21 protein-coding genes are annotated in these 21855 nt (G+C 74.9%); 10 read left to right on the top strand and 11 right to left on the bottom strand.

Annotated elements, in window-relative coordinates:
• Positions 1-40: 40 nt before the first annotated feature.
• Positions 41-1081: a glutathione S-transferase family protein gene (locus ACJTNH_RS03045; protein ID WP_458172795.1), complete on the bottom strand. Its 1041-nt coding sequence runs from the start codon at positions 1079-1081 to the stop codon at positions 41-43.
• 80 nt (positions 1082-1161) lie between these two features.
• Between ACJTNH_RS03045 and ACJTNH_RS03040 the strand changes: the two genes are divergently transcribed.
• Positions 1162-1434 (top strand): hypothetical protein, encoded by a 273-nt coding sequence (locus ACJTNH_RS03040; RefSeq protein ID WP_458172794.1) that lies wholly within the window; start codon positions 1162-1164, stop codon positions 1432-1434.
• Here the strand turns inward: ACJTNH_RS03040 and ACJTNH_RS03035 are convergent, their stop codons facing one another.
• From ACJTNH_RS03035 to ACJTNH_RS03005, 7 genes are all read right to left on the bottom strand, one after another.
• Positions 1435-2292: a formate/nitrite transporter family protein gene (locus ACJTNH_RS03035; protein WP_458172793.1), complete on the bottom strand. Its 858-nt coding sequence runs from the start codon at positions 2290-2292 to the stop codon at positions 1435-1437.
• Between the two features lie 150 nt (positions 2293-2442).
• Positions 2443-3042, bottom strand: coding sequence for a helix-turn-helix domain-containing protein (locus tag ACJTNH_RS03030; protein WP_458172792.1), 600 nt, complete (start codon positions 3040-3042; stop codon positions 2443-2445).
• Between the two features lie 66 nt (positions 3043-3108).
• Positions 3109-4749 carry a protein kinase domain-containing protein gene (locus ACJTNH_RS03025; RefSeq protein WP_458172791.1) on the bottom strand — a complete coding sequence of 547 codons (1641 nt, stop codon included), beginning with the start codon at positions 4747-4749 and terminating at the stop codon, positions 3109-3111.
• A 59-nt stretch (positions 4750-4808) separates the two neighbouring features.
• Positions 4809-6446 carry a protein kinase domain-containing protein gene (locus tag ACJTNH_RS03020; RefSeq protein ID WP_458172790.1) on the bottom strand — a complete coding sequence of 546 codons (1638 nt, stop codon included), beginning with the start codon at positions 6444-6446 and terminating at the stop codon, positions 4809-4811.
• Positions 6447-6563: 117 nt separating this feature from the next.
• Positions 6564-7187 (bottom strand): antibiotic biosynthesis monooxygenase, encoded by a 624-nt coding sequence (locus ACJTNH_RS03015; RefSeq protein ID WP_458172789.1) that lies wholly within the window; start codon positions 7185-7187, stop codon positions 6564-6566.
• A 147-nt stretch (positions 7188-7334) separates the two neighbouring features.
• Positions 7335-8396, bottom strand: a complete 1062-nt coding sequence (locus ACJTNH_RS03010) for a glycoside hydrolase family 15 protein (protein WP_458172788.1) — start codon at positions 8394-8396, stop codon at positions 7335-7337.
• Between the two features lie 142 nt (positions 8397-8538).
• A complete protein-coding gene (locus ACJTNH_RS03005) occupies positions 8539-9591 on the bottom strand; it encodes a DUF2877 domain-containing protein (RefSeq protein WP_458172787.1) in 1053 nt (350 codons plus the stop codon).
• 292 nt (positions 9592-9883) lie between these two features.
• On the opposite strand from ACJTNH_RS03005, the gene ACJTNH_RS03000 reads away from it, so the two are divergent.
• The 3 genes from ACJTNH_RS03000 to ACJTNH_RS02990 all read left to right on the top strand — a co-directional run bounded on the left by ACJTNH_RS03000 (position 9884) and on the right by ACJTNH_RS02990 (position 14260).
• Entirely contained in the window at positions 9884-11824 is a 1941-nt protein-coding gene (locus ACJTNH_RS03000; RefSeq protein ID WP_458172786.1) for a PucR family transcriptional regulator, read from the top strand.
• Between the two features lie 230 nt (positions 11825-12054).
• Positions 12055-13503: a uracil-xanthine permease family protein gene (locus tag ACJTNH_RS02995; protein ID WP_458172785.1), complete on the top strand. Its 1449-nt coding sequence runs from the start codon at positions 12055-12057 to the stop codon at positions 13501-13503.
• Positions 13504-13606: 103 nt separating this feature from the next.
• Positions 13607-14260: an NUDIX domain-containing protein gene (locus tag ACJTNH_RS02990; protein WP_458172784.1), complete on the top strand. Its 654-nt coding sequence runs from the start codon at positions 13607-13609 to the stop codon at positions 14258-14260.
• A 43-nt stretch (positions 14261-14303) separates the two neighbouring features.
• Here the strand turns inward: ACJTNH_RS02990 and ACJTNH_RS02985 are convergent, their stop codons facing one another.
• Positions 14304-14708 (bottom strand): SRPBCC family protein, encoded by a 405-nt coding sequence (locus ACJTNH_RS02985; protein WP_458172783.1) that lies wholly within the window; start codon positions 14706-14708, stop codon positions 14304-14306.
• 218 nt (positions 14709-14926) lie between these two features.
• Between ACJTNH_RS02985 and ACJTNH_RS02980 the strand changes: the two genes are divergently transcribed.
• The gene (locus ACJTNH_RS02980; protein WP_458172782.1) at positions 14927-15847 is read left to right on the top strand and encodes a DMT family transporter; all 921 of its coding nucleotides are present in this window, start codon (positions 14927-14929) and stop codon (positions 15845-15847) included.
• A gap of 4 nt (positions 15848-15851) precedes the next feature.
• On the opposite strand, the gene ACJTNH_RS02975 is transcribed toward ACJTNH_RS02980, so the two are convergent.
• Positions 15852-16226 carry an ArsR/SmtB family transcription factor gene (locus tag ACJTNH_RS02975; RefSeq protein ID WP_458172781.1) on the bottom strand — a complete coding sequence of 125 codons (375 nt, stop codon included), beginning with the start codon at positions 16224-16226 and terminating at the stop codon, positions 15852-15854.
• A gap of 112 nt (positions 16227-16338) precedes the next feature.
• Between ACJTNH_RS02975 and arsB the strand changes: the two genes are divergently transcribed.
• The 4 genes from arsB to ACJTNH_RS02955 are packed head-to-tail and all read left to right on the top strand — an operon-like array spanning position 16339 to position 19950.
• The gene (gene arsB, locus ACJTNH_RS02970) at positions 16339-17469 is read left to right on the top strand and encodes an ACR3 family arsenite efflux transporter (protein WP_458172780.1); all 1131 of its coding nucleotides are present in this window, start codon (positions 16339-16341) and stop codon (positions 17467-17469) included.
• Positions 17466-18107, top strand: coding sequence for an arsenate-mycothiol transferase ArsC (locus tag ACJTNH_RS02965; protein ID WP_458172779.1), 642 nt, complete (start codon positions 17466-17468; stop codon positions 18105-18107). Before arsB ends, ACJTNH_RS02965 begins: the two co-directional genes overlap by 4 nt.
• Positions 18104-19510, top strand: a complete 1407-nt coding sequence (locus tag ACJTNH_RS02960; protein WP_458172778.1) for an FAD-dependent oxidoreductase — start codon at positions 18104-18106, stop codon at positions 19508-19510. Before ACJTNH_RS02965 ends, ACJTNH_RS02960 begins: the two co-directional genes overlap by 4 nt.
• Positions 19507-19950, top strand: coding sequence for an arsenate reductase ArsC (locus ACJTNH_RS02955; protein WP_458172777.1), 444 nt, complete (start codon positions 19507-19509; stop codon positions 19948-19950). The genes ACJTNH_RS02960 and ACJTNH_RS02955 overlap by 4 nt, the downstream gene beginning before the upstream one ends.
• 53 nt (positions 19951-20003) lie before the next feature.
• Here the strand turns inward: ACJTNH_RS02955 and ACJTNH_RS02950 are convergent, their stop codons facing one another.
• Positions 20004-20456, bottom strand: a complete 453-nt coding sequence (locus tag ACJTNH_RS02950; RefSeq protein WP_458172776.1) for a hypothetical protein — start codon at positions 20454-20456, stop codon at positions 20004-20006.
• Between the two features lie 137 nt (positions 20457-20593).
• Here ACJTNH_RS02950 and ACJTNH_RS02945 point away from each other — a divergent pair, with 137 nt between their 5' ends.
• Positions 20594-21847, top strand: a complete 1254-nt coding sequence (locus ACJTNH_RS02945; protein ID WP_458172775.1) for an APC family permease — start codon at positions 20594-20596, stop codon at positions 21845-21847.
• The last annotated feature ends 8 nt before the right edge of the window (positions 21848-21855 follow it).

The raw sequence follows: 21855 nt of genomic DNA, 5'->3' as shown, positions 1-21855 counted from the left end.
TGGGCGTCGCTCCGACCGGGAGCCGGTCGGAGCGACGTGCTCAGCGGTGGCCGATGCCGCCCGGGCCGTGCTCGGGCGGGACCACTTCGCCGTCGATCGGCGGCCCCGGCGGGGTGCCGTCGCCGAACGGGCGGCCGCCCAGCTGCTCGCGGTGGTGCGGGGTCAGCCACACCGACGTGTCCGGGCCCATCGGGATGATCTGGGTCGGGTTGATGTCGGCGTGCACCACGTAGTAGTGCTCCTTGATCTGCGGGAAGTCGGTGGTGTCACCGAACCCCGGGGTCTGGAACAGGTCGCGCGCGTAGGCCCACAGCGCCGGCAGCTCGGTCAGCTTGTTCCGGTTGCACTTGAAGTGGCCGTGGTAGACGGCGTCGAACCGGGCCAGCGTGGTGAACAGCCGGACGTCGACCTCGGTGATGGTGTCGCCCATCAGGAAGCGGCGGGTGGTGAGCCGCTCCTCCAGCCAGTCCATCGCCGTCCACAGCCGCTCGTAGGCCTTGTCGTACGCCCGCTGGGAGCCGGCGAAGCCGCAGCGGTAGACCCCGTTGTTGACCTCGGTGAAGACCCGCTCGATCACCTCGTCCATCTCCGCCCGCAGGTGCTCGGGGTAGAGATCCGGGGCGCCGTCGCGGTGGTGCTCCCACCACTCGGTGGAGAAGTCCAGCGTCATCTGCTTGAAGTCGTTGGTGACCACGGCCCCGGTGGGGACGTCGACCATCGCGGGCACGGTGATGCCGCGCGGGTACTCCGGGTCGCGGGCGAAGAAGGCCTGCTGCAGCCGCTCGTAGCCCAGCACCGGGTCGCGGCCGTCGGGGTCGAGGTCGAAGGTCCAGCTGCGTGCGTCGTGCGTGGGGCCGCAGATGCCCATCGAGATGGCCTGCTCCAGGCCGAGCAGCCGCCGGACGATCGCCGCGCGGTTGGCCCACGGGCACGCCCGGGCGATGACCAGCCGGTACCGGCCGGCCTCGACCGGCCAGCCGCTGGAGCCGTCGGCGGTGATCCGGTCGGTGATGTAGTTCTGGTCGCGCTGGTACTCCTGGCCCTTTTCGACGTATCCACTGCCGCTTCGCTCGGTGCTCACCTCCCCACCCTCCCCGACCGGGAGCCGGGGCGCAGCGCGGCTCGCGGTGTGGCTTTCCGCGCCCGGCTAGCCTCAGGAGCATGTCCGCCGCCCCCACCCGCCCCGAGTGGTTCGGTCACGTCGGCGTCCAGGTGGCCGCCGCCGCTGCCGCCGCCTGGAACGTCGTGCAGCTGGTGCAGCACCTGTTCGACGGCGAGGCGGGCGAGGCGTTCTTCAACTTCGCCCTGGTCGTGGTGTTCGCCTACGTGGTGCTGGAGTCGCGGCGCTTCCGGCGCGAGCAGGACCGGCCGGCCGCCGCCGAGCAGGACGGGGCGACCGAGGTAGTCGACCCTCGCGACGGCCCCGCCGCCTGATCAGGCGCGCTCGGCGTCCGGCGTCCGGGTGTTCTCGGAGGTGTCCGCCTCGTCGGGGGCGTCCTTGAGGAACAGGTACCAGTAGGACGTCGCCACGAAGACCACCGCGCCGACCAGGTTGCCCGCCCCGGCCAGCAGCCAGTTGAGCAGCACGTCGCCCCAGCCGATGTCCGGCACCCCGGCGAAGATCGCGGCCGGCAGGAAGAACATGTTGGCCACGACGTGGTCGAAGCCCATCGCGACGAAGGCCATGATCGGGAAGAAGATCGCCAGGATCTTGCCCGAGACCTCCTTGGCGGCCAGCGACATCCAGACCGCCAGGCAGACCAGCCAGTTGCAGCCCACGGCCCGCAGGAACGTCTGCCAGGCCGATTCGCCCAGCGCCTTGCCCTCGGAGATCGAGGCCAGCCGCTCGTAGGTGAGCGCACCGGTGCCGGTGGCGTCGGCGTCGCCGATCACCCCGGTCTGCACGGCCAGGAAGTACGCGACGAGGAGCGCGCCGATCAGGTTGCCGACCAGCACCAGCGAGAGGTTCTTGGCCACGTCGCCGACGCCGATCTTGCCCCGCATCGCGCCGAGCGGGACCAGCGCCATGTTGCCCGTGGCGAGGTCGGAGCCGGCGATCAGCACGAGCACCAGCCCGAGGGTGAAGGTCGCGCCGGTGAACAGGGTGGGCAGCGTCCCCCAGGTCTCCGGGTCGAGCCCGGAGGAGACGACGATGGCGACCAGCCCGCCGAAGGCGATGTAGGCCCCGGCCAGGAAGGCGCTGACGAGCACCTTGTCCCAGGTGCGACGGGTCTTCTTCGCGCCGGTCTGGGCAGCGGTCTGGGCGATCTCCTGCGGTTCGCGATCAGGCACGGCGGGTCTCCGGAGCACTCGAGGGGAGGCAGGCCCGTGGTCTCAGGCCCCGCCGGCCCCAGCCTCACCGAGTGCGGGCCGCCTCGCACGCCGAGCCGGCGGCCGCGGCCGCCCCCGGGGCGACCTGCTCGGTGCGGGTGGCCGGCCGCCTCAGTCGCCGTCCGGCTGACCGCTGGACCGTGGGCGGGCGCGCACGTGCATCCGCTCGCCCTGCGGGCCGAACAGCGCCAGCAGCTCGACCGGTGCCGGCCCGGGGTTGGTCAGCGCGTGCGGCACGTGGGTGTCGAACTCCACCACCTCGCCGGGGGTGAGCTCGAGCCGCTGCTCGCCCAGGAACAGCACGAACCGGCCGTTGAGCACGTACAGCCACTCGTAGCCCTCGTGCGTCTTGAGCTCCAGCCCGCCGGCGGGGTGGCCGGGCGGCATGATCATCTTGTAGGCCTGCAGTCCGCCGGGCCGGCGGGTGAGCGGCAGCATCGTCATGCCGTGGCGCTGGACCGGGCGCGGCTGGACCCGGGGGTCGGAGGACGGCGGCTCGTCGAGCAGCTCGTCCAGCGGCACCTGCAGCGCCCGGGTGAGCGGCAGCAGCAGCTCCAGGGTGGCCCGCCGCTGGCCGGACTCCAGCCGGGAGAGCGTGCTGATCGAGATGCCGGTGGTCTCCGACAGCTGGGTCAGCGTGGTGTCGCTGCGCTGGCGCAGCGCGCGCAGCCGGGGTCCGACGGCCTGCAGCACCGCGTCGACGTCGCTCACGCCGACCAGTTTGCCGACCCGGCAACCGGTTTTGTCAACCGGCCTCACCCTGGGGGACCGCAACGGTCAGCCGCCCTGCCGCCCGCGGCGGTCCTCCCAGCCCTCCCAGTTCTCCTCGAGCCAGCGCTCCCAGTCCTCGCCGTCCCAGCGCTCGTCGTCGTCCTCGGTCGGCGGGGCGTCGTCCTCGACCGGGGCCGGGGCGGGCGTGGGGTCGGGCTCGGGTGCCGGTTCCGGGGTGGGCGCCGGGGCCGGAGCCGGTGGCGGCGGGGCGACCGCGTGGGTGACGGTGACGACGGTGCCGGGCACGACCTGGCCGACCGGGTTGAGCGCGATGACCTGGCCGTCGGGGACGTCGTCGGTCTCCAGCGGCTGCCGGGTCACCTGCAGCCCCCGCTCGACGAGCCCGGCCTCGACCTCGGGGACCGGGCGGCCGACGAGGTCGGCGTTCGACAGGCTGATCAGCGTGACCGCCGGTGCGGACGACGGTGCCGGGCTGCTCGACGTCGGCGCAGCCGCCTGCTCGGCCCGCCGGTCACCGGCCAGCTGCAGGAACCCGACGGTGCCCCCGGCGACCACGACCAGGGTGAGCACCGCGGCCAGCGCCATCGGCCAGCGACGCCGGTGCTCCAGGTCGTCGAGCTCCTCGTCGTCGAGGTCGGGCAGGTCGTCGACGTGCTGGTCGGCCAGCTGCTCGTCGCCCGGTTCCGGAGGGGCGTGGTGCCGCCCGGTGGCGGTGGGGTCGGGGACGGCGAAGACCCGGGTCGGGGGGAACGGCGGCACCGGGGTGGGCGCCCGCCGGGCCGCCGGCTCCGGTGCGCGCAGCGCCGGCATGACCGCGGTGCGCGGCTCACCGGCCGGGCTGCCGAGCGGCCGCCCGGCGATGACGTCGTCGACCGCGGCGTGCAGGGCGGCACCGTCGGCGAACCGCTCGGCCGGGTCCTTGGCCAGGGCGCGCTCGACCAGCCGGCGGACCGGCTCGGGGACGTGGTCCGGCAGCGGGGGCGGGGTCTCGTTCACCTGGCGCAGGGCGACGGCCAGCGGGTCGGCGCCGTCGAACGCGCGGTGCCCGGCGAGGCACTCGTAGGCGACCAGGCCCAGGGCGTAGACGTCGCTGGCCGGGGTGGCCCGCAGGCCCTGCGCCTGCTCGGGGGAGAGGTAGTTGGCGGTGCCGATCACCTCGCCGGTGCGGGTGAGCGGCATGCTCGCCGCCGAGACGGCGACGCCGAAGTCGGTGAGCTTCACCGCGCCGTCGGTGCCCAGCAGCACGTTGCCCGGCTTCACGTCGCGGTGCACCATCCCGGCGGCGTGCGCGGCAGCGAGGCCGGCGGCGGCCTGCCGCACGATCTCCAGCATGCGGTCGGCCGGCAGCCGGCCCTCCCGGCGCAGCAGCCCGGACAGCGACTCACCGCGCACCAGCTCCATCACCAGGTAGGCCAGGTGTTCACCGCCGGCGGGGCCGGGCAGCACCTCGCCGTAGTCGAACAGCGTGGCGATGCCGGGGTGCAGCAGCCCGGCGGAGTGCTGCGCCTCGGCGCGGAACCGGGCCAGCGACGTCGGGTTGGCGGTGAACTCGTGGCGCAGCACCTTGACGGCGACCTCGCGGTTCAGCCGGGTGTCGCGGGCCCGCCAGACCTCGCCCATGCCGCCGACGGCGATCGACCCGAGCAGCTCGTAGCGCTCGCCGAGGAGCTGCCCGTCCGGTTGCACGCGCTCATCTTCTCCTGCCGAGGGCGCCGGCGGGAGGGGCAACAGCGGGTGCGGTGGGGTCAGCCGTTCCCGTTGCCCTGGCCGTTCCCGCCGCCGTTGCCCCCGCCGTTCCCGTTCCCGCCGCCCTGGCTGCCGTTGCCCTCGTTGCCGTTGCCGCCGCCCTCGTTCTCGTCCGGCTCGTCCTCGTCGGGTTCGTCCTCGTTGCCGCCGTCGCCGGAGTCGGGCGTGACGGTGGGCACCGGCACCGGCTGCCGCGACGGGGTCGGGGTCGCCGGCGGGGCGGTGGCGTAGCTGACGGTCACCGAGCTGCCGGCCGCGAGCCGGCCCTCCGGGCTGACCGAGAGGACGTCGCCCTCGTCGGCGTCGCCGGTCTGCACCGGGCGGAGCGTGACCTCCAGCCCCAGTGCGGCCAGGTCGGCCTGGGCGTCGGGGTAGGGCCGGCCCTCGTAGTCGGCCGAGGCGATGGTGACCTGCTCCGCGGTCGCCGAGGGGGTGGAGCTCGGACCCGTGGAGCTGGTGGAGGTGGTGGGGTCTGCGGTGGGCTCGTCGCCCCCGCTGCCGGCCAGCTGCAGACCGCCGAACACCAGCCCGGCGAGCACCAGGACGGCGATGAGCGGCACGAGCACCCGCCGCCAGCGGCGTGCCGGGCGGTCGGACGGTGCTGCGGCAGTGCGCGCTCCGGTCTCCGACTCCGGGGGGAGGCGCAGCGGGGGCATCGGCCGGGCGGCGCCGGCGGCGGCACCCGCGGCGGCGCCGGCCGCCGGCAGCACCGAGGTCTGCGCAGCGGCGGGCGGGAGCACCGTCGTCCGGTCGTCGTCGGCGGGCAGCACCGTCGTCCGGTCGGCGCCGGCCGGGAGGGGCAGCGGGCGACCGGCGCGCACGGCGTCGATCGCGGCGATGACGGCGGCGCCGTCGGGGAAGCGGGCGGCCGGGTCCTTGACCAGCGTGGCGTCGATGAACGCCCGCACCGGCGGGGGGACGTCGCCGGGCAGCGGCGGCGGGGTGTCCCGGATCTGCATGAGCGCGACCTGCACCGAGCTGTCCGCGTCGAAGGCACGGTGGCCGGCCAGGCACTCGTAGCCGATCAGGCCCAGGGCGTAGACGTCGCTGGCCGGGGTCGCGCGGGCGCCCTGCGCCTGCTCGGGGGAGAGGTAGTGCGGGGTGCCGATCACCTGACCGGTCTGGGTGAGCGGCACGCTGGACCCGGAGACGGCGACGCCGAAGTCGGTGATCTTCACCGTGCCGTCGGCGCCGAGCAGCACGTTGCCCGGCTTGACGTCGCGGTGCACCACCCCGGCGGCGTGCGCGGCGGCCAGCCCGGCGGCGCTCTGCCGCAGCACCTCCAGCGTGCGGTCGGCCGGCAGCCGGCCCCCGCGGCGCAGCAACCCGGACAGCGACTCGCCGCGCACCAGCTCCATCACCAGGTAGGCCAGGTGCTCCTCGCCCGGGGCGGCCGGCGGCACCTCGCCGTAGTCGAAGAGGGTGGCGATGTTCGGGTGCACCAGGCCGGCGGCCAGTTGCGCCTCGGCCCGGAAGCGGGCCAGGAACGTCGGGTCACCGGTGTACTCGCTGCGCAGCAGCTTGACCGCGACGTCCCGGCTGAGCACCCGGTCACGGGCCTGCCAGACCTGACCCATGCCGCCGGTGGCGATCAGGGAGGTGAGCTCGTACCGCCCGCCGAGCACCCGCGGTTGCACGTCGTCCCCTGTCGTCGGCGTCGTTGGTCCGTGGTGGGGCTCCGGACCGGGCGCCCGGTCGGGCGCCGACCCTGCACCCTGCCACCATCCGGCGGTCCCGGCAGGAGGAGCGGCCGGTCAGGCCAGCTCGGGGACGCGCAGGTGCGCCATCGCCAGGTCGAAGTCGGCCACCTCGATCGTCCGCATGCCCAGCGCGACGGCGACGTCGGCGTGGAGGGCCGCGCCGATGTCCCGGGACTGCTGCAGCGACGCCCGGTCGGCGTAGGTGGTCGTCGCCGCGGCGCGGCCGGTGGCCCGGTCGACGAGCAGGCTCAGGCTGCAGAAGCCGGGCAGGTCGGCCAGCCGTGGCAGCAGGCTCATGCCGACCGCGTCGACCACCCGGTCGAGCCGGGCCGGGTCGCTCTCGGTCCAGACCACCCGCGCGCAGGCGCCCTCGCCGGTGGGGTGCAGCCGGTGCAGGACGGCGATGTCCCACTCGGCGATGTGCACGGCCTCAGCGCGCATCACCTCGGCCGCGCGGTCCCGCAGCTCACCGACCGGGACGGCGCTGGCCCGCATCGCCTCCTCGGTGGCCCAGGCGGCGGTGACGATGCAGCGGCCGGCGTCCCGGTCGGCGAGCATCGACGTGCCCACGCAGCCGCTCATGCCGCGCAGCATCGGCCAGACGGCCTCGCGGACGTAGGCGATCCCGTCGTCCACCGCGGCCGGGTCGCCGCGGACGGTGGTGGTCCTGGCGTACATCGGGCGCCCTCCTCCCCGGCGGTGCCCGGACGGCGCCGCCGTCCACTCGAGGGTCCTCGCGGCGGCGCCCCGGCGACGTCCCGCGGGCCCGCCTCGGCGGGCGCACGGTGCGTGCCCACCGGCCGCAGCCGGCCGGGTACGCACCGCTCAGTCGGCGTCGAGCGCCTCGGAGACGGTGATCGCGGCGTTCACCAGCGCCAGGTGGCTGAGCGCCTGCGGCAGGTTGCCGAGCAGGTCGCCGGTCGCGGGGTCGAGCATCTCGGCGAGCAGGCCGACGTCGTTCGCGGCGCCCATCAGCTGCTCCATCAGCTCGCGGGCCTCCTCGACCCGGCCGCACAGCGTGAGGGCCGAGACCGTCCAGTAGGAGCAGGCGAGGAATACGCCCTCCTCCTCTGCCGCGCCGCTGTACCGGTAGAGGTACGGGCCGTCGGCGAGCTCCTCGCGCAGCGCGTCCAGGGTGCGGCTCATCCGCTCGCCGCGGTCGAACCCGCTGATCGCGTGCAGCACGATCGAGGCGTCCAGCTCCTGGGTGCCGGGGTACCAGACGTAGGCGCCGCGTTCCTCGGACCAGGCGTGGTCCGACACCCAGGTGCGGATCCGCTCGGCCTCGCTGCGCCAGCGGGCCGGGTCGCCGGGGATGTGCCCGGCCTCGGCCAGCTCGACCGCCTTGCTCAGCGCGACCCAGCAGCCGAGCTTGGAGGTCGTGTAGTGCCGGTGCTCGGGCAGCTCCCACATGCCCGAGTCCCTGCTCTGCCACCGGTCGCAGGTGAGGTCGGCGATCTCGGTGAGCAGCCGGCCGGTGTGCGCGTCGAGCACGTTCCCGTGCTCCACGTACAGCGAGACGATGGAGAACAGGTCACCGAAGACGCCCAGCTGCAGCTGCTCGGCGGCGTCGTTGCCGACCACCACCGGCTTCGTGCCCCGCCAGCCGGGCACGTCGCGGAACTGCGCCGGCGGCACCGGCCCGCCGGCCAGGGAGTAGACGACCTGGGGTTCGGGGCCGTGCTCGCGGATGGTGGACAGCAGCCAGCTGATCGCGCCGTGGGTCTCCTCCCGCAGCCCGAAGCGGAACAGCGCGGTCAGGGCGTACGCGGAGTCGCGCACCCAGGCGTAGCGGTAGTCCCAGTTCTTGCCCCCGGCCGGGGCCTCGGGCAGCGAGGTGGGGGCGGCCGCGCCCCACCACCCCCACACCGCGGGCGTGAGGTGCATTTTCAACAACCAGCAGGCGCCCCCGCCGGCCTCCCCCCGCGCCGCCCCCCCCCGCCGGCCCCCCCCCCCCCCCCCCCCCCCCCCGCCCCCCCCCCCCCCCCCCCCCCCCCCCCCCCCCCCCCCCCCCCCCCCCCCCCCGGGGTCAGCGGGGCCGGGCGGTGCGGTCGACGAGGTCGATCGCGGTGCACAACCCCAGGGCCAGGGCCCGGCCGCTGGTCGAGCCGGTCGCCAGCAGCGCGCTGATCGCCGGGGCCAGCGCCCCGTCGCCGACCAGCCCGCGCAGCACGGCGGCGAACTCACCGCTGACCCGCCCGGCGGCCGCGTGGCGCAGCAGCGCCCGGGACAGCTCGGTGGTGCGCCCGGCGGCCAGCCCGGTCACCCCGGCGCCGAACCGCTCGGCCGCGGGGTGGCCCAGCAGCACCAGTCCGGCGGTGGTGCCGGCCAGCACGTCGTCCCCGGCCGGCGTCAGGCCCGGGCCGAGGCCGACCAACCGGGTGGCGGTGCGCAGTGCGGCGTCGAGGTCGGCCCGCCGGACCGCGCCGCGCAGCGCAGCGAGCGGACCGCTGGGACCACCGGGCAGGCCGGGCAACGCGAAGGCGCTGTGCGAGACACCCTCGCCGTACAGCGCCACCCGCAGCTGCCGCACCCCCTCGGGGAGCAGCGCCGGGCGGGCGGTGGGCAGCTTCGGGCGCGGGTCCCACCAGGCGGCGGCGCTGACCACCAGGTCACCGACGACCAGCCGGCCACCGCCGACCTGGGCCGGGGCCCCGCTGGGGACCGTCACCAGCGGGCGACCGTTCGACGGCCGGAACAGCACGCAGCCCAGTGGCAGCCGGGCGGCGTCGGAGGTCAGCACCCCGACCACGTCGGGGCCCTGCGGCGTCGGGACGGAGAGGTACACCGCAGCCGGCACGGACAGCAGCACCCGCGCCTGGCGGACCGGGCCGCGCAGCAGCTCGGCGACGCCGGTGCTCGCCTGCGACGGCACGGACGCGCCGGCACCGGCGCGGGGGGACGGTGCGCTCCCGGTGTGCGGGAGGTGCATGGTCGGCATCCCGGCCCGCGCTGCCCGGCCGGGCCGGGTCGGCGTGGGGATCGTGGTCGTCCCTGCCCGGGACGCCCGGCTCCGGGCGTCACCGGCCTGCTCGGCCCTGGCGTCACCCTGTCCGCCGGTGCCCTCGTCGATCGTGCGCATGTGACCTCCACCCGTGCGGTGGACGGCGGGCCGTGGGTCGGCCGTGCCCGTCCCGGTCTCCTCGGTCCCGGAGCGGGCGACCGCCGAGCCCACGACGCGCAGTGGGCGAGCTGCCGTTCCGTGCCGGGTCACAGGACCGGGGTGCGCACCCAGCTGGGGCACCCCCGGCGCCTGTATGGCGATTCTCGCCAAGCGGCGTTCCCGGCGTCCAGAGACGTCTGACAGAATCTCGCGCAGATGTCTGGTGCACGGTGTTCTGGGGGTACGTACAGTGACTGAACGTGAGGTTTCGGTGACTTACGCAGCACACAGCGATCGCGCGGCTACGCAGCGCCTCGTCCCGGCCTCGATCGAGCCGGTGCTCTCCCAGGTGCCGCCCGCCGACCGCACGGCCTTGCAGGACAGCATGGGCCTCACGGTCGACCAGCTCCTGCAGCTGCCCGGGCTGGCCGGCACCCTCGTCGTCGGCGGTGCCACGGGCACCCGGCGGATCGTGCGGCACGTGACCGTCGACGACCCGGCCGACCCGGTCGGCAGCGCCGGCCCCGACGTGCTGGTGGTCCTCGCCTCCCGGCTGCCCTCCGGTGACCCGGTGCAGAGCCGGGCGCTGATCGAGCGGCTGCACCGCAGCGGCAGTGGCGCGCTGGCCTTCCGGGCGGAGGGCTCGGCGGGCAACGCGGCCGGGGAGGTGCCGGTCGAGGTGCTGGCCGAGGCCGACCGCCGCGGGTTCCCGGTCCTGGCGCTGCCGGCGTCCACCCGGCTGGACGAGGTCGTCGCCGAGGTGCTCGGCGCGATCATCGACAAGCAGACGCAGGCCCTCAGCCTGGCCAACCGGATGCACAACCAGTTCATCGACGTCGCGCTCAGCGGCGGTGGACTGGCCGAGGTCACCACCCAGGTCTCCACCTTCCTGGCCGGCGCCGCCGTGCTCGGGCTCGGCCCCGACCGCGAGGTCGCCACCAGCGCCGGCCCGCCGGAGGAGATCGAGGAGATCCGCGACTGGCTCTGGCTGCTCGATGCCGCGGCCGACGACGCCTTCGCCGACCTCACCCCCTCCCGCCGGCTGTCGGGCAACCGGGCCGACCAGAGCGTCGTCACCCCGGCCGACGTCCTCGCCGACGCCGACCTGTCGCCGGCCGACGGCATCCTGCTGGTCCCGGGGCACCACGAGCTCCCCGGTGGGGTGGGGGAGTACGCCGTGGCGCCGATCATGGCCGGTGAGCAGCGGCACGGCTGGCTGGTCGCGGTCAACCGGCACGGCCCGATGCTGCTGGGCGCCGGCGCGGTCCTCGAGCAGGCCGCCGTCATCGCCGCGCTCTCGGAGATCCGCTCGCAGGCCGTGCACTCGGTCGAGCTGCGGTTCCAGGGCGACATGGTGCGCCGGCTGGTCGGCGGCTCGTTCGCGCACACCGAGCGGGCGCTGGCCTACGCGCGCTCCTTCGGCTGGCGCCTCGACGGCCCGGTCGTCGTCCTGGTCACCGCCACCGAGACCGTCGCCGACGCCGGTACCGACCCGACGCGGGCGCTCGACGTGCTCGACCGGCTCGCCGACGGCTGGCGGTCGGCCGTGGACGCCGAGGTCACCGGTGCCGCGGTCGCCGGACTGGCCACCGAGATCGTCACCGTGCTGCCGCTGGACGGGCGCACCCCCGAGGAGCTGTCCGGCCTGGTGGCCGCGGTGACCGCGCGGGTCAACGCCCGGCTGCGGCGGGTCGGGCGACTGCTGGGCACCGGGATCGGCCGGCCGGCGGAGTCGCTGTCGGCGCTCGGCGAGGTCTACCAGCAGGCTCAGCGGGCGCTCGTGGTGGGTCAGGAGATCCACGGCGGGCACGCCGTGACCCACTTCGACCAGCTCGGCGTCTTCCGGCTGCTGTCGCTCATCCCGGACAGCAACGAGCTGCGGTCCTACGTCGACGAGGTGCTCGGCACGCTGGCCGACTCCAGCGACCCGGACGCGGTCGACCTGCGCGACACGCTGCGGGTGCTGCTGGAGACCAACCTCAACGTCGCCGAGTCCGCTCGCCGGTTGCACTTCCACTACAACACGATGCGGTACCGGATCGGGAAGCTGGAGCGGCTGCTCGGCCCCTTCACCACCGACCCGACCCTGCGGCTGAACCTGCTGCTGGCCCTGCACGCCGCCCGCATCCGGGGCCTGGACCAGCCGCACCGCCCGCCGGTGGAGAGCGTCGCCGCCGCCGTCCTGGACGACGGGCTCGAGACGCTCGTCTGAGGAAGGACCCCGCTGCCCCGCACCCCTCGCAGGCTCGGGGCGGGCCCCTGCAGCGGGGCCGGGCGGACGCCGTCCGAGGCTGATGCGTGTCGCCGGTGTTACCGCCGTGTTCACTCGACGGTCCGTGATGGGAACGTGTCCAGGACCCCCTGGTGTGCGCCTCCCGGATCTGCCACTGTCCGGTACCTCAGCGCTGAGCTAGTTGCTCGGCGGGGTCGCGAGGAGGACCGATGGCGTTCGGCTGGAAGCTCTACGGGGACGGCAAGACCCCGCCACTGGGGGAGGCGGTGGCGCCGGAGGAACGGCTGTCCTGGCCGCTGACCGTCGGCATCGGGGCGCAGCACGTCGTCGCGATGTTCGGGGCGACCTTCGTCTTCCCGCTGATCATGGGCCTGGACGCCAACCTGGCGATCATGATGAGCGGGTTCGCCACGATCATCTTCCTGCTCATCGTGCAGGGGAAGGTGCCCTCCTACCTGGGCACCAGCGCCGCCTTCGTCGGTGGCGTCACCGCCGTCCGGGCGCAGGGCGGGGACAGCAGCGACGTGGTCGGCGCGATCCTCGTCTCCGGGATCGTGCTGGCCCTGGTGGGGCTGCTCATCCAGGCGGCCGGGCCGCGGGTGGTCAACCGGGTGCTGCCCCCGGCGGTGACCGGCGCGGTGGTGCTGCTGATCGGCTTCAACCTGGCCCCGGTCGCGGCCGGCACGTACTGGCCGCAGGACCAGTGGGTCGCCCTGGCCACCATGGTCTTCGTCATCGTCGTCTCGCTGGCCCTGCGCGGCTTCTGGGCCCGCATCTCGATCCTGCTCGGCCTGGTGTTCGGCTACCTGCTCTCGCTGCTGCTGGACGCCACCACCGGTCAGATCACCTCCTTCGACGCCGGCGCCGGCGAGGTGACCACGCACGACCGGGTCAACTTCGACGGGGTCGGCGCCGCCGACTGGTTCGGCCTGCCCGAGCTCACCGGGCCCTCGTTCTCGGTGAACTTCTCGCTGCTGGTGCTGCCCGCGGTGATCGCGCTGGTCGCCGAGAACGCCGGCCACGTCAAGGCGGTCGGGGAGATGACCAAGCGCGACCTGGACCCGGTGCTCGGCCGGGCGGTGTTCGCCGACGGCGTCGCCACCGTCGTGGCCACCTCGGTGGGCGGCTCGCCGACGACCACCTACGCGGAGAACATCGGCGTCATGGCCGCCACCCGGGTCTACTCCACCGCGGCGTACTACGTGGCCGCGCTGGTGGCCGTCCTGCTCGGTCTGGTGCCCAAGTTCGGGGCGATCGTCAACGCCACCCCCGGCGCGGTGCTCGGCGGCATCACCGTCGTCCTGTACGGGATGATCGGGCTCCTCGGCGCCAAGATCTGGAAGGAGAACCGGGTCGACTTCGCCAACCCGATCAACCTGGTGCCGCTGGCGGCCGGGATCATCATCGGGATCGGCAACGTGAACCTGGTCTTCTCCGACGAGTTCTCCCTCGGCGGCATCTCCCTCGGCACGATCGTCGCCGTGGCCGGCTGGCACGTCGCCCGTGCGCTGGCACCCGCGGAGATGAAGGCGGCGCTCACCCAGGAGACCGGCTTCGCCGCCGGCACCGGTCCCGCGCTGGGGGCCAGCGGTGGGCACCGGGTCGACGCCGGCGGAGCCGACCCCTCGGACGTCGACCGGGTGAACCGCACCCCCTGACACGCTGTCCCTGCCGGCCCGGGCCCTCCACCGAGTGCCCGGGCCGGTGCACGTCCACGACCCCGCGCCGCCAGGGGCAGGAGACCTGAGGAGAGGACCCGACATGACCGCCGGCATCGACACCCCGGACCGGCGCGGCCGCACCGGGCTGGACCGGGTGGGCCGCGACCTGACCGGCAACGACGACGTCCGGGTGCGCGACGTCGAGCTGCTGTCCAGCGACTGGTACGTGCTGCGCAAGACCACCTTCGAGCTGCGGCACCGCGACGGTCGCTGGACGACGGAGACCCGGGAGACCTACGACCGGGGCAACGGCGCCACCGTGCTGCTGTACGACACGGCGCGGCGCTCCGTGCTGCTGACCCGGCAGTTCCGCTTCCCGGCCTACGTGAACGGGCACCCGGACGGGCTGCTGGTCGAGACCGCGGCCGGGCTGCTGGACGACGACGACCCGGTCACCGCGGTGCGCCGGGAGGCCGAGGAGGAGACCGGTCACCGGGTCGGCGAGCTGACCCACGTGTTCGACGTCTTCATGAGCCCGGGTTCGGTCACCGAACGGCTGCACTGCTACGCCGGCCCCTACGACGCGGGCACCCGCACGGCCGACGGCGGCGGGCTGGCCGAGGAGGGGGAGGACATCGAGCTGGTCGAGCTGGGGTTCGACGAGGCGCTGGCCCAGATCGGCACGGGCATCGTCGACGCGAAGACGATCATGCTGCTGCAGTGGGCGGCGTTGTCGGGGCCGTTCGCCCGCTGAGCGCCGCGCCCGGCCGGGCCGGGCCGGGCCGGGCGGTGGCCGGTCAGCCGGCCTCGAGCACCCGCTTCAGCGTCGCCAGGTCGGCGGCCACGGCCGTTGCGTCGGCCTCCACCTGCTCGTCGGTCGCGCCGGCGGCCCGGCGCAGGGTGAAGACCACCTCGCTGCCGGCGCCGGCGCCGTCGGCGAGGACGCGGACCGGGTTGGTGGTGACCGTGCCGTCGGGGAGCACCACGTCGTGGTCGAGCACGCCGTACTCGTTGACCGGGACGAACCGCACGAGCACCCGGCCCATGGGGGAGTCGGCGACCCACTCGCCGTGCTCCCGCCGGATCCCGGAGGCGAGCCCGGCCGCCCAGGCCGGCAGGTTCGCCGGGTCGCGGACCCACGCGTACACCTCGGCGGCGGGCCGGTCGATCTGCACGGTCAGGTGGCGCGAGGTGGAGGGCATGCCGGCATCGTGCCGCACGGTGCCGACCGGACGCGACGGTGCCGACCGGAGCCGTGGGCCGACCGGAGCCGTGGTCCGACCGGAGCCGTGGTCCGACCGGACGCCGTGGGCCGACCGAACGCGGCGATGCTGCCCGATCCCGCAGCGCGACGGCCAGCTCCGGTGCCGCGGCCGGAACCCGCCAGATCCCGTCGGTCGTCGTCCCTAGGGTCCTGCTCGTGCCCGCTCCCTCGCGTACCCCGCTCACCCTGCTGGCCGTCACGGTCACCGTGCTGGCCTGGGCCTCGGCCTTCATCGGCATCCGCGCCGTGGGGGAGGACCTCTCACCCGGCGCCCTGGCGCTGGGCCGGCTGGCGATCGGCACGCTCGTGCTCGGTCTCCTGCTGGCCCGGCGCGGCTGGGTGCCCCCGACGGCGGGCGAGTGGCGGCTCCTCGCGGTCTGCGGGGTGGGCTGGTTCGGCATCTACAACCTGGCCCTCAACGCCGCCGAACAGCACCTGGACGCCGGGACGACGGCGATGCTGGTCAACATCGGGCCGGTGCTGATCGCGGTCTTCGCCGGCCTGCTGCTGGGCGAGGGCTTCTCGCGCTGGCTGGTGATCGGGTTGGGCACGGCCTTCTGCGGCGTGCTGCTGATCGGCTTCGCGACCCGGGATGCCGGCGCCGACCTGCTCGGCGTCGGTCTCAGCGTGGTCGCCGCGGTCACCTACGCCGCCGGGGTCGTGGCGCAGAAGCCGCTGCTGCGCCGGCTGCCGGCGCTGCAGGTGACCTTCACCGCCTGCGCGATGGGCGCGGTGTGCTGCCTGCCGTGGGCCGGGGCGCTGGTGGCCGACCTGGGGTCGGCGCCGGCCTCCTCGATCGCCGGCACGGTCTACCTGGGGGTCGTGCCCACCGCGCTGGCCTTCAGCACCTGGGCCCATGCGCTGCGCCGGATGGACGCCGGCCGGCTGGGTGCGACCACCTACCTGGTGCCGCCGATCGTGGTGCTGCTGGGCTGGGTCCTGCTGGACGAGGTGCCGCCGGCGCTGGCCGTCGTCGGGGGCGGGGTCTGCCTGCTGGGCGTGGCCGTCTCGCGGCGCCGCACTCGCCCGAGCCGGCCGGTGCCGGTCCCGCAGGAGGCCGGGACGGCGACGGTCTGACCGGTCAGCTCCGCGCGCGGACGCCGGGCAGAGCGGCAGCGACCGCGTCGAGGGCGCCGGGCACCACGGAGAAGTACGCCCAGACCCCGCGCTTCTCCCGGGTGAGGAACCCGGCCTCGACGAGGACCTTGAGGTGGTGGGAGACGGTCGGCTGGCTCAGGCCCAGCGGGTCGGTCAGGTCGCAGACGCAGACCTCCCGGCCCTCGTTGCCGGCCACCAGGGCGAGCACCCGCAGGCGAGCCGGGTCGGCCAGCGCCTTGAGGGTGCGCGCCAGGTCGACGGCCTGCCCGGCGCTCATCGCGCTGGTGAGCTCGGCGGGTGAGCACCCGGGCGCCCCGATGTCGACCAGGTCCAGCCCCGGCGTTCGGCTGCTGTTCACCCGGCCAGTATCGGCGCGGCATTGACGCCTGTCGATACCCCCGGCATCCTCAGGTGCGGATAGACCGGCATCGATACGCGCCCCTCGTCGGGGCGGAGGAGCAGCCCACCCCATGAGCGATCTCGCCGCGGAGACCCCGCGCTCCGGCACCGACCTCGAGACCCCGGTGCTGGCCCGGTTGTCCACGCTGGACCGTTTCCTGCCGGTGTGGATCGTGGTGGCGATGGTCGTCGGCCTGCTGCTGGGCCGCCTGGTCCCCGGCCTGGACGACGCCCTCGACGCCGTCCGGATCGGCGAGGTGAGCCTGCCGATCGCGGTCGGCCTGCTGCTGATGATGTACCCGGTGCTGGCCAAGGTGCGGTACTCCGAGCTGGACCGGGTGACCGGTGACCGGAAGCTGCTGGGCGCCTCGCTGCTGCTCAACTGGCTGGTCGGCCCGGCGCTGATGTTCGCCCTCGCCTGGCTGCTGCTGCCCGACCTGCCCGAGTACCGCACCGGGCTGGTCATCGTCGGCCTGGCCCGGTGCATCGCCATGGTGCTCATCTGGAACGACCTGTCCTGCGGCGACCGCGAGGCCGGCGCCGTGCTGGTGGCGATCAACTCGGTGTTCCAGATCCTCGCCTTCGCGGTGCTGGGCTGGTTCTACCTGCAGGTGCTGCCCGGCTGGCTGGGGCTGTCGACCACGTCGGCGGAGTTCAGCTTCTGGGCGATCGTCCTCTCGGTGCTGGTGTTCCTCGGCATACCGCTGCTCGCCGGCTTCCTCACCCGCACGATCGGTGAGCGCACCCGGGGTCGTGACTGGTACGAGGGCCGCTTCCTGCCGCGGATCGGCCCGGTGGCGCTCTACGGCCTGCTGTTCACCATCGTGATGCTCTTCGCGCTGCAGGGCGACGCGATCACCTCCAACCCCTGGGACGTCGCCCGCATCGCGCTGCCGCTGCTGGCCTACTTCGCGCTCATGTTCGGCGGGTCGTTCCTGCTCGGCATGCGGTTGCGGCTGGGCTACGCGAAGACCGCCACGCTGGCGTTCACCGCCGCCGGCAACAACTTCGAGCTCGCCATCGCCGTGGCCATCGGCACCTTCGGGGTGACCTCCGGGCAGGCGCTGGCCGGCGTCGTGGGCCCGCTCATCGAGGTCCCGGTGCTGGTCGGGCTCGTGTACGTCTCGCTCTGGGCCGCCCGCCGCTGGTTCCCCGGCGAGCCCACCGTCCCGGCACGCATCGACCAGGGAGTGAACCGATGACCACGTCACCGCAGTACGCCGGTCTGCTGGACCCGCAGGTGGTTCTCCGCCGGCACGTCGAGGACCTGTCGAGGCGGTTCGCCGGCATGGTCAGCGCGGAGACCGTCGAACGGATGGTCTTCGAGTCCTACGCGGCGCTGGGCCGCACGGCCAGGGTGAAGACCCACGTGCCGGTGCTGGCCTGCCGCTTCGCCACCGACCGGCTCACCGCCCTGGCCCAGGCGAAGGGGGTGCTGGCCAAGGAGGCGCCGGAGGTGCTGTTCGTCTGCGTGCAGAACGCCGGCCGCTCGCAGATGGCCGCCGCCCTGGTGGCGCACCTGTCGGAGGGGCGGGTGCACGTCCGATCGGCGGGCTCGATGCCGGCCGACACGGTCGACCCGGTCGTGCTGGAGGTCCTCGAGGCCCGGGGCATGTCGGTCGCCGACGCCTTCCCCAAGCCGCTGACCGACGACGTGGTCCAGGCCGCCGACGTCGTGGTGACCATGGGCTGCGGGGACGCCTGCCCGGTCTACCCCGGCAAGCGCTACCTGGACTGGGACGTGCTCGACCCGGCCGGTCAGCCGCCGGCCGCGGTCGAGGCGATCGCCGCCGACATCGAGGGGCGGGTCCGGGGGCTGCTCGCCGAGCTCGGCGCATGAGCCGCCGCCTGGTCGTCGTCGGCGGCAGCGACGCGGGCATCTCCGCGGGGCTGCGCGCCCGTGAGCTCGACCCGGCCGCCGAGGTCACCGTCGTGGTGGCCGACGCCTACCCGAACTTCTCGATCTGCGGGATCCCCTACCACGTGTCCGGGGAGGTGCAGCCCTGGCAGTCGCTGGCCCACCGCACCCACGCCGAGCTCGAGGCGGCCGGCCTGACCCTCCGGGTGGGCACCCGGGCCACCGGCATCGACGTGGCCCGCCGGAGTGTGACGGTGACCGGCCCGGACGGGAGCGTCGACCGGCTCGACTACGACGAGCTGGTCGTGGGCACCGGCGCCCGGCCGGCCGTGCCCGCCCTCGCCGGTGTGGGCGGGCCGGACGGGCTCGGGCCGGCCGAGGGGGTGCACCTGCTGCACACCATCGACGACACCCACGCCCTGATGGCCGACCTGACCGGCCGGCCGGTGCGGTCCGCGCTGGTCGTGGGCGCCGGCTACATCGGGGTGGAGATGTCCGAGGCCCTCGTCGCCCGGGGCATCGCCACCACCGTGGTCCAGCGCCCGGCCGAGGTGCTGGTCACCGTGGACGCCGAGCTGGGCGCGATGGTGCGCGCCGAGATGGCCTCGCACGGGGTGGAGGTGCTCACCGGCACCAGCGTCACCGGGCTCTCCCGCACCACCGACGCCCGGATCGCCGTGAGCACCGCCGGTGACCGGCTGGAGCGGTCCTTCGACCTGGTGCTGATCGTCGCCGGCGTCCGCCCGGACGTGCAGCTGCTGGTCGACGCGGGCGCCAGGACCGGTGCCGGCGGCGCCGTGGTGGTGGACGAGACGATGGCCACCGGCCTGCCGCACGTCTGGGCGGCCGGGGACTGCGTGGTCACCCACCACCGGCTGCTGGGGGTGACCTGGCTGCCGTTGGGCACGACGGCGCACAAGCAGGGCCGGGTCGCCGGCGCCAACGCCGTCGGCGGGCACGCCCGCTTCGCGGGCAGCGTCGGCACCCAGGTGGTCAAGGTGTTCGAGCTGGTCGCCGCCCGCACCGGTCTGCTCGAGCACGAGGCGCGGGCCGCCGGCTCCCGGCCGGTCACCACCCAGTCCAGCCCGGACGACCACAAGGCCTACTACCCGGGGGCCCGGCCCCTCACGATCCGGGTCACCGCCGACGCCGACACCGGCCGGCTGCTCGGCGCCCAGCTCGTCGGCCGGCTGGGCAGCGAGGTCGCCAAGCGCGCCGACGTCTTCGCCACCGCCCTGTTCCACGGGATGACGGTGGAGGAGCTGGCCGACCTGGACCTGGCGTACACCCCGCCGCTGGGGTCACCCTGGGACGCGGTGCAGCTGGCCGGGCAGGCCTGGACCACCGACCACCGACCACCCGCACGACCAGCGGCGCTGGCGTGACCAGCCCCACCGACGAGGAGAACCCCGTGACCGACCGCCCCAGCGTCCTGTTCGTCTGCGTGCACAACGCCGGCCGCTCCCAGATGGCCGCCGGCTGGCTGCGGCACCTTGCCGGGGAGGGCGTGGAGGTGCGCTCGGCCGGTTCGGTGCCCGGCGACCAGGTGAACCCCTCCGCCGTCGCGGCGATGGCCGAGGTCGGCATCGACATCGCCGACCAGCGGCCCAAGGTGCTCACCACCGAGGCCGTGGAGGCCTCCGACGTCGTCATCACCATGGGCTGCGGGGACGCCTGCCCCGTATTCCCCGGCAAGCGGTACCTGGACTGGGCCCTGGAGGACCCCGCCGGCAAGGGCGTGGAGTCGGTGCGCCCGATCCGCGACGAGATCGAGGCGCGCGTCCGGGGGCTGCTCGCCGAGCTCCGGGTGCCCACCGCCCCGTGAGCTGCCCGGCGGGCGTCCGCCCCGGCCGAGTGCCCTGCGCAGTGGTCGGCCGGTCAGGTTCGCACGGCGCGCCGATCGGCCTCCAGGTGGGTCACCGGGATGCCCGTGGCCTTCCGCAGCCGGGCCGGGAGGTCGCGGCGCAGCCACTGGGAGAGCCCGTGCGGCAGGGTGGAGACGATGATCTCGTCGGCGGTGACGTGGCCGAGGGCGACGCGGACCGCCTCCAGCGCGTCCGGGTCGCCGACCTCCCCGTCGACCGTCGCGCCCAGCTCGCGGAGGTGGCCCAGCGCGTGCTCCAGCCGCTGACAGGCCAGGGCGTAGGCGCGGTCCGCCGGAGAGGGGCCCAGGTCCGCGTAGGCGCCCGGGCCGTCCTGCTGGTCGTGCAGCGGCGTGGCCGGGGCCACGACGTGGAAGGTGTGCGGCTCGCGAGCGATCCGCTGGGCCACGGCCTCGCCGAGGGTGTCGGTGCTGAGGGTCTGGTTGGCGACGATCAGACAGTGGCGCATCCCCGTCCTCCGGTCCGGTCGACGACCTGCGAACACCCTCATGGTGACCTGCATCACAGTTCGTCGCCACTCCGCCCGCGCCGGACAGCTCCCGTGCGACGGTGCGTCGGGTCGGCGGTCCGGCCCGGGGTGCCCCGATGAACGCGGGCCCGGGCCTGGCCCGTCGGCTGGGCACCGGGGACGCCGTCGTCATCGGCCTGGGCTCGATGATCGGGGCCGGCGTGTTCGCCGCGTTCGCCCCCGCCGCGCAGGCCGCCGGCGCGGGCCTGCTGATCGGGCTGGCGATCGCCGCGGTGGTCGCCTGGTGCAACGCCACCGCCTCGGCCCAGCTGGCCGCGCAGTACCCCGCATCGGGCGGCACCTACGTCTACGGGCGGGAGCGGCTGGGGGACTGGTGGGGGTTCCTGGCCGGCTGGGGGTTCGTGGTCGGCAAGACGGCCAGCTGTGCGGCGATGGCGCTGACCTTCGCCGCGTACGCCGCACCGGCCGGCTGGCAGCGTCCGGTGGCGGTGGCCGCCGTCCTGGCGCTGACCGCGACCAACTACCGCGGGGTCACCCGCACCGCCGGGCTCACCCGGGTGCTCGTCACGGTCGTGCTGGCTGCGCTGGCCGTCGCGGTCGCCGCCATGCTGCTCGGCGGCAGCACGGACGGCGGCGGTGCGGGGAGCTGGGCGGTCGAGGGGGGCGCCCTCGGGGTGCTGCAGTCGGCCGGGCTGCTGTTCTTCGCCTTCGCCGGCTACGCGCGCATCGCCACGTTGGGGGAGGAGGTCCGCGACCCGGCGCGGACCATCCCGCGCGCGGTGCTGCTGGCGCTGGGCGGCGCCGTCCTGGTCTACCTGGTGGTCGCGCTGGCGTTGCTGACCTCGCTGGGCGCCGACGGCATCGCCGCGACGACGGAGCCGCTGGCCGCCGCCGTGGCCGCCGGCAGCTGGGACTGGGCCGGGCCGGTCGTGCGGATCGGCGCGGCGGCCGCCGCGCTCGGCGCGCTGCTGGCGCTGATCGCCGGCGTGGGCCGCACCGGCCTGGCGATGGGGCGGCAGGGTGACCTGCCGCGGTACCTGGCCGCGGTGCACCCCCGGTTCGCCGTGCCGCACCGCGCCGAGGTCACCGTCGGCCTCGTCGTCTGCCTGCTGGTGCTCACCGTCGACCTGCGCGGCGCGATCGGCTTCTCCTCCTTCGGGGTGCTGCTGTACTACGCCGTCGCCAACGCCGCGGCGTTCACCCAGGACCGGGAGCACCGCCGTTTCCCGAGGGGCCTGCAGGTGCTGGGCCTGCTGGGCTGCCTGGTCCTGGTGGCCACGCTGCCGTGGCAGTCGGTGGCCGCCGGCGTCGCGGTCTTCGCCGTCGGCATCGCCTACCGGGCCAGCCGGCTCACGCTCGCGGCCCGGTAGGCGAGGCG

Source organism: Modestobacter lacusdianchii, assembly GCF_054177765.1.
Note: the sequence above shows the minus strand (reverse complement) of the source record. Positions and strands in the feature narration are given on the sequence as shown.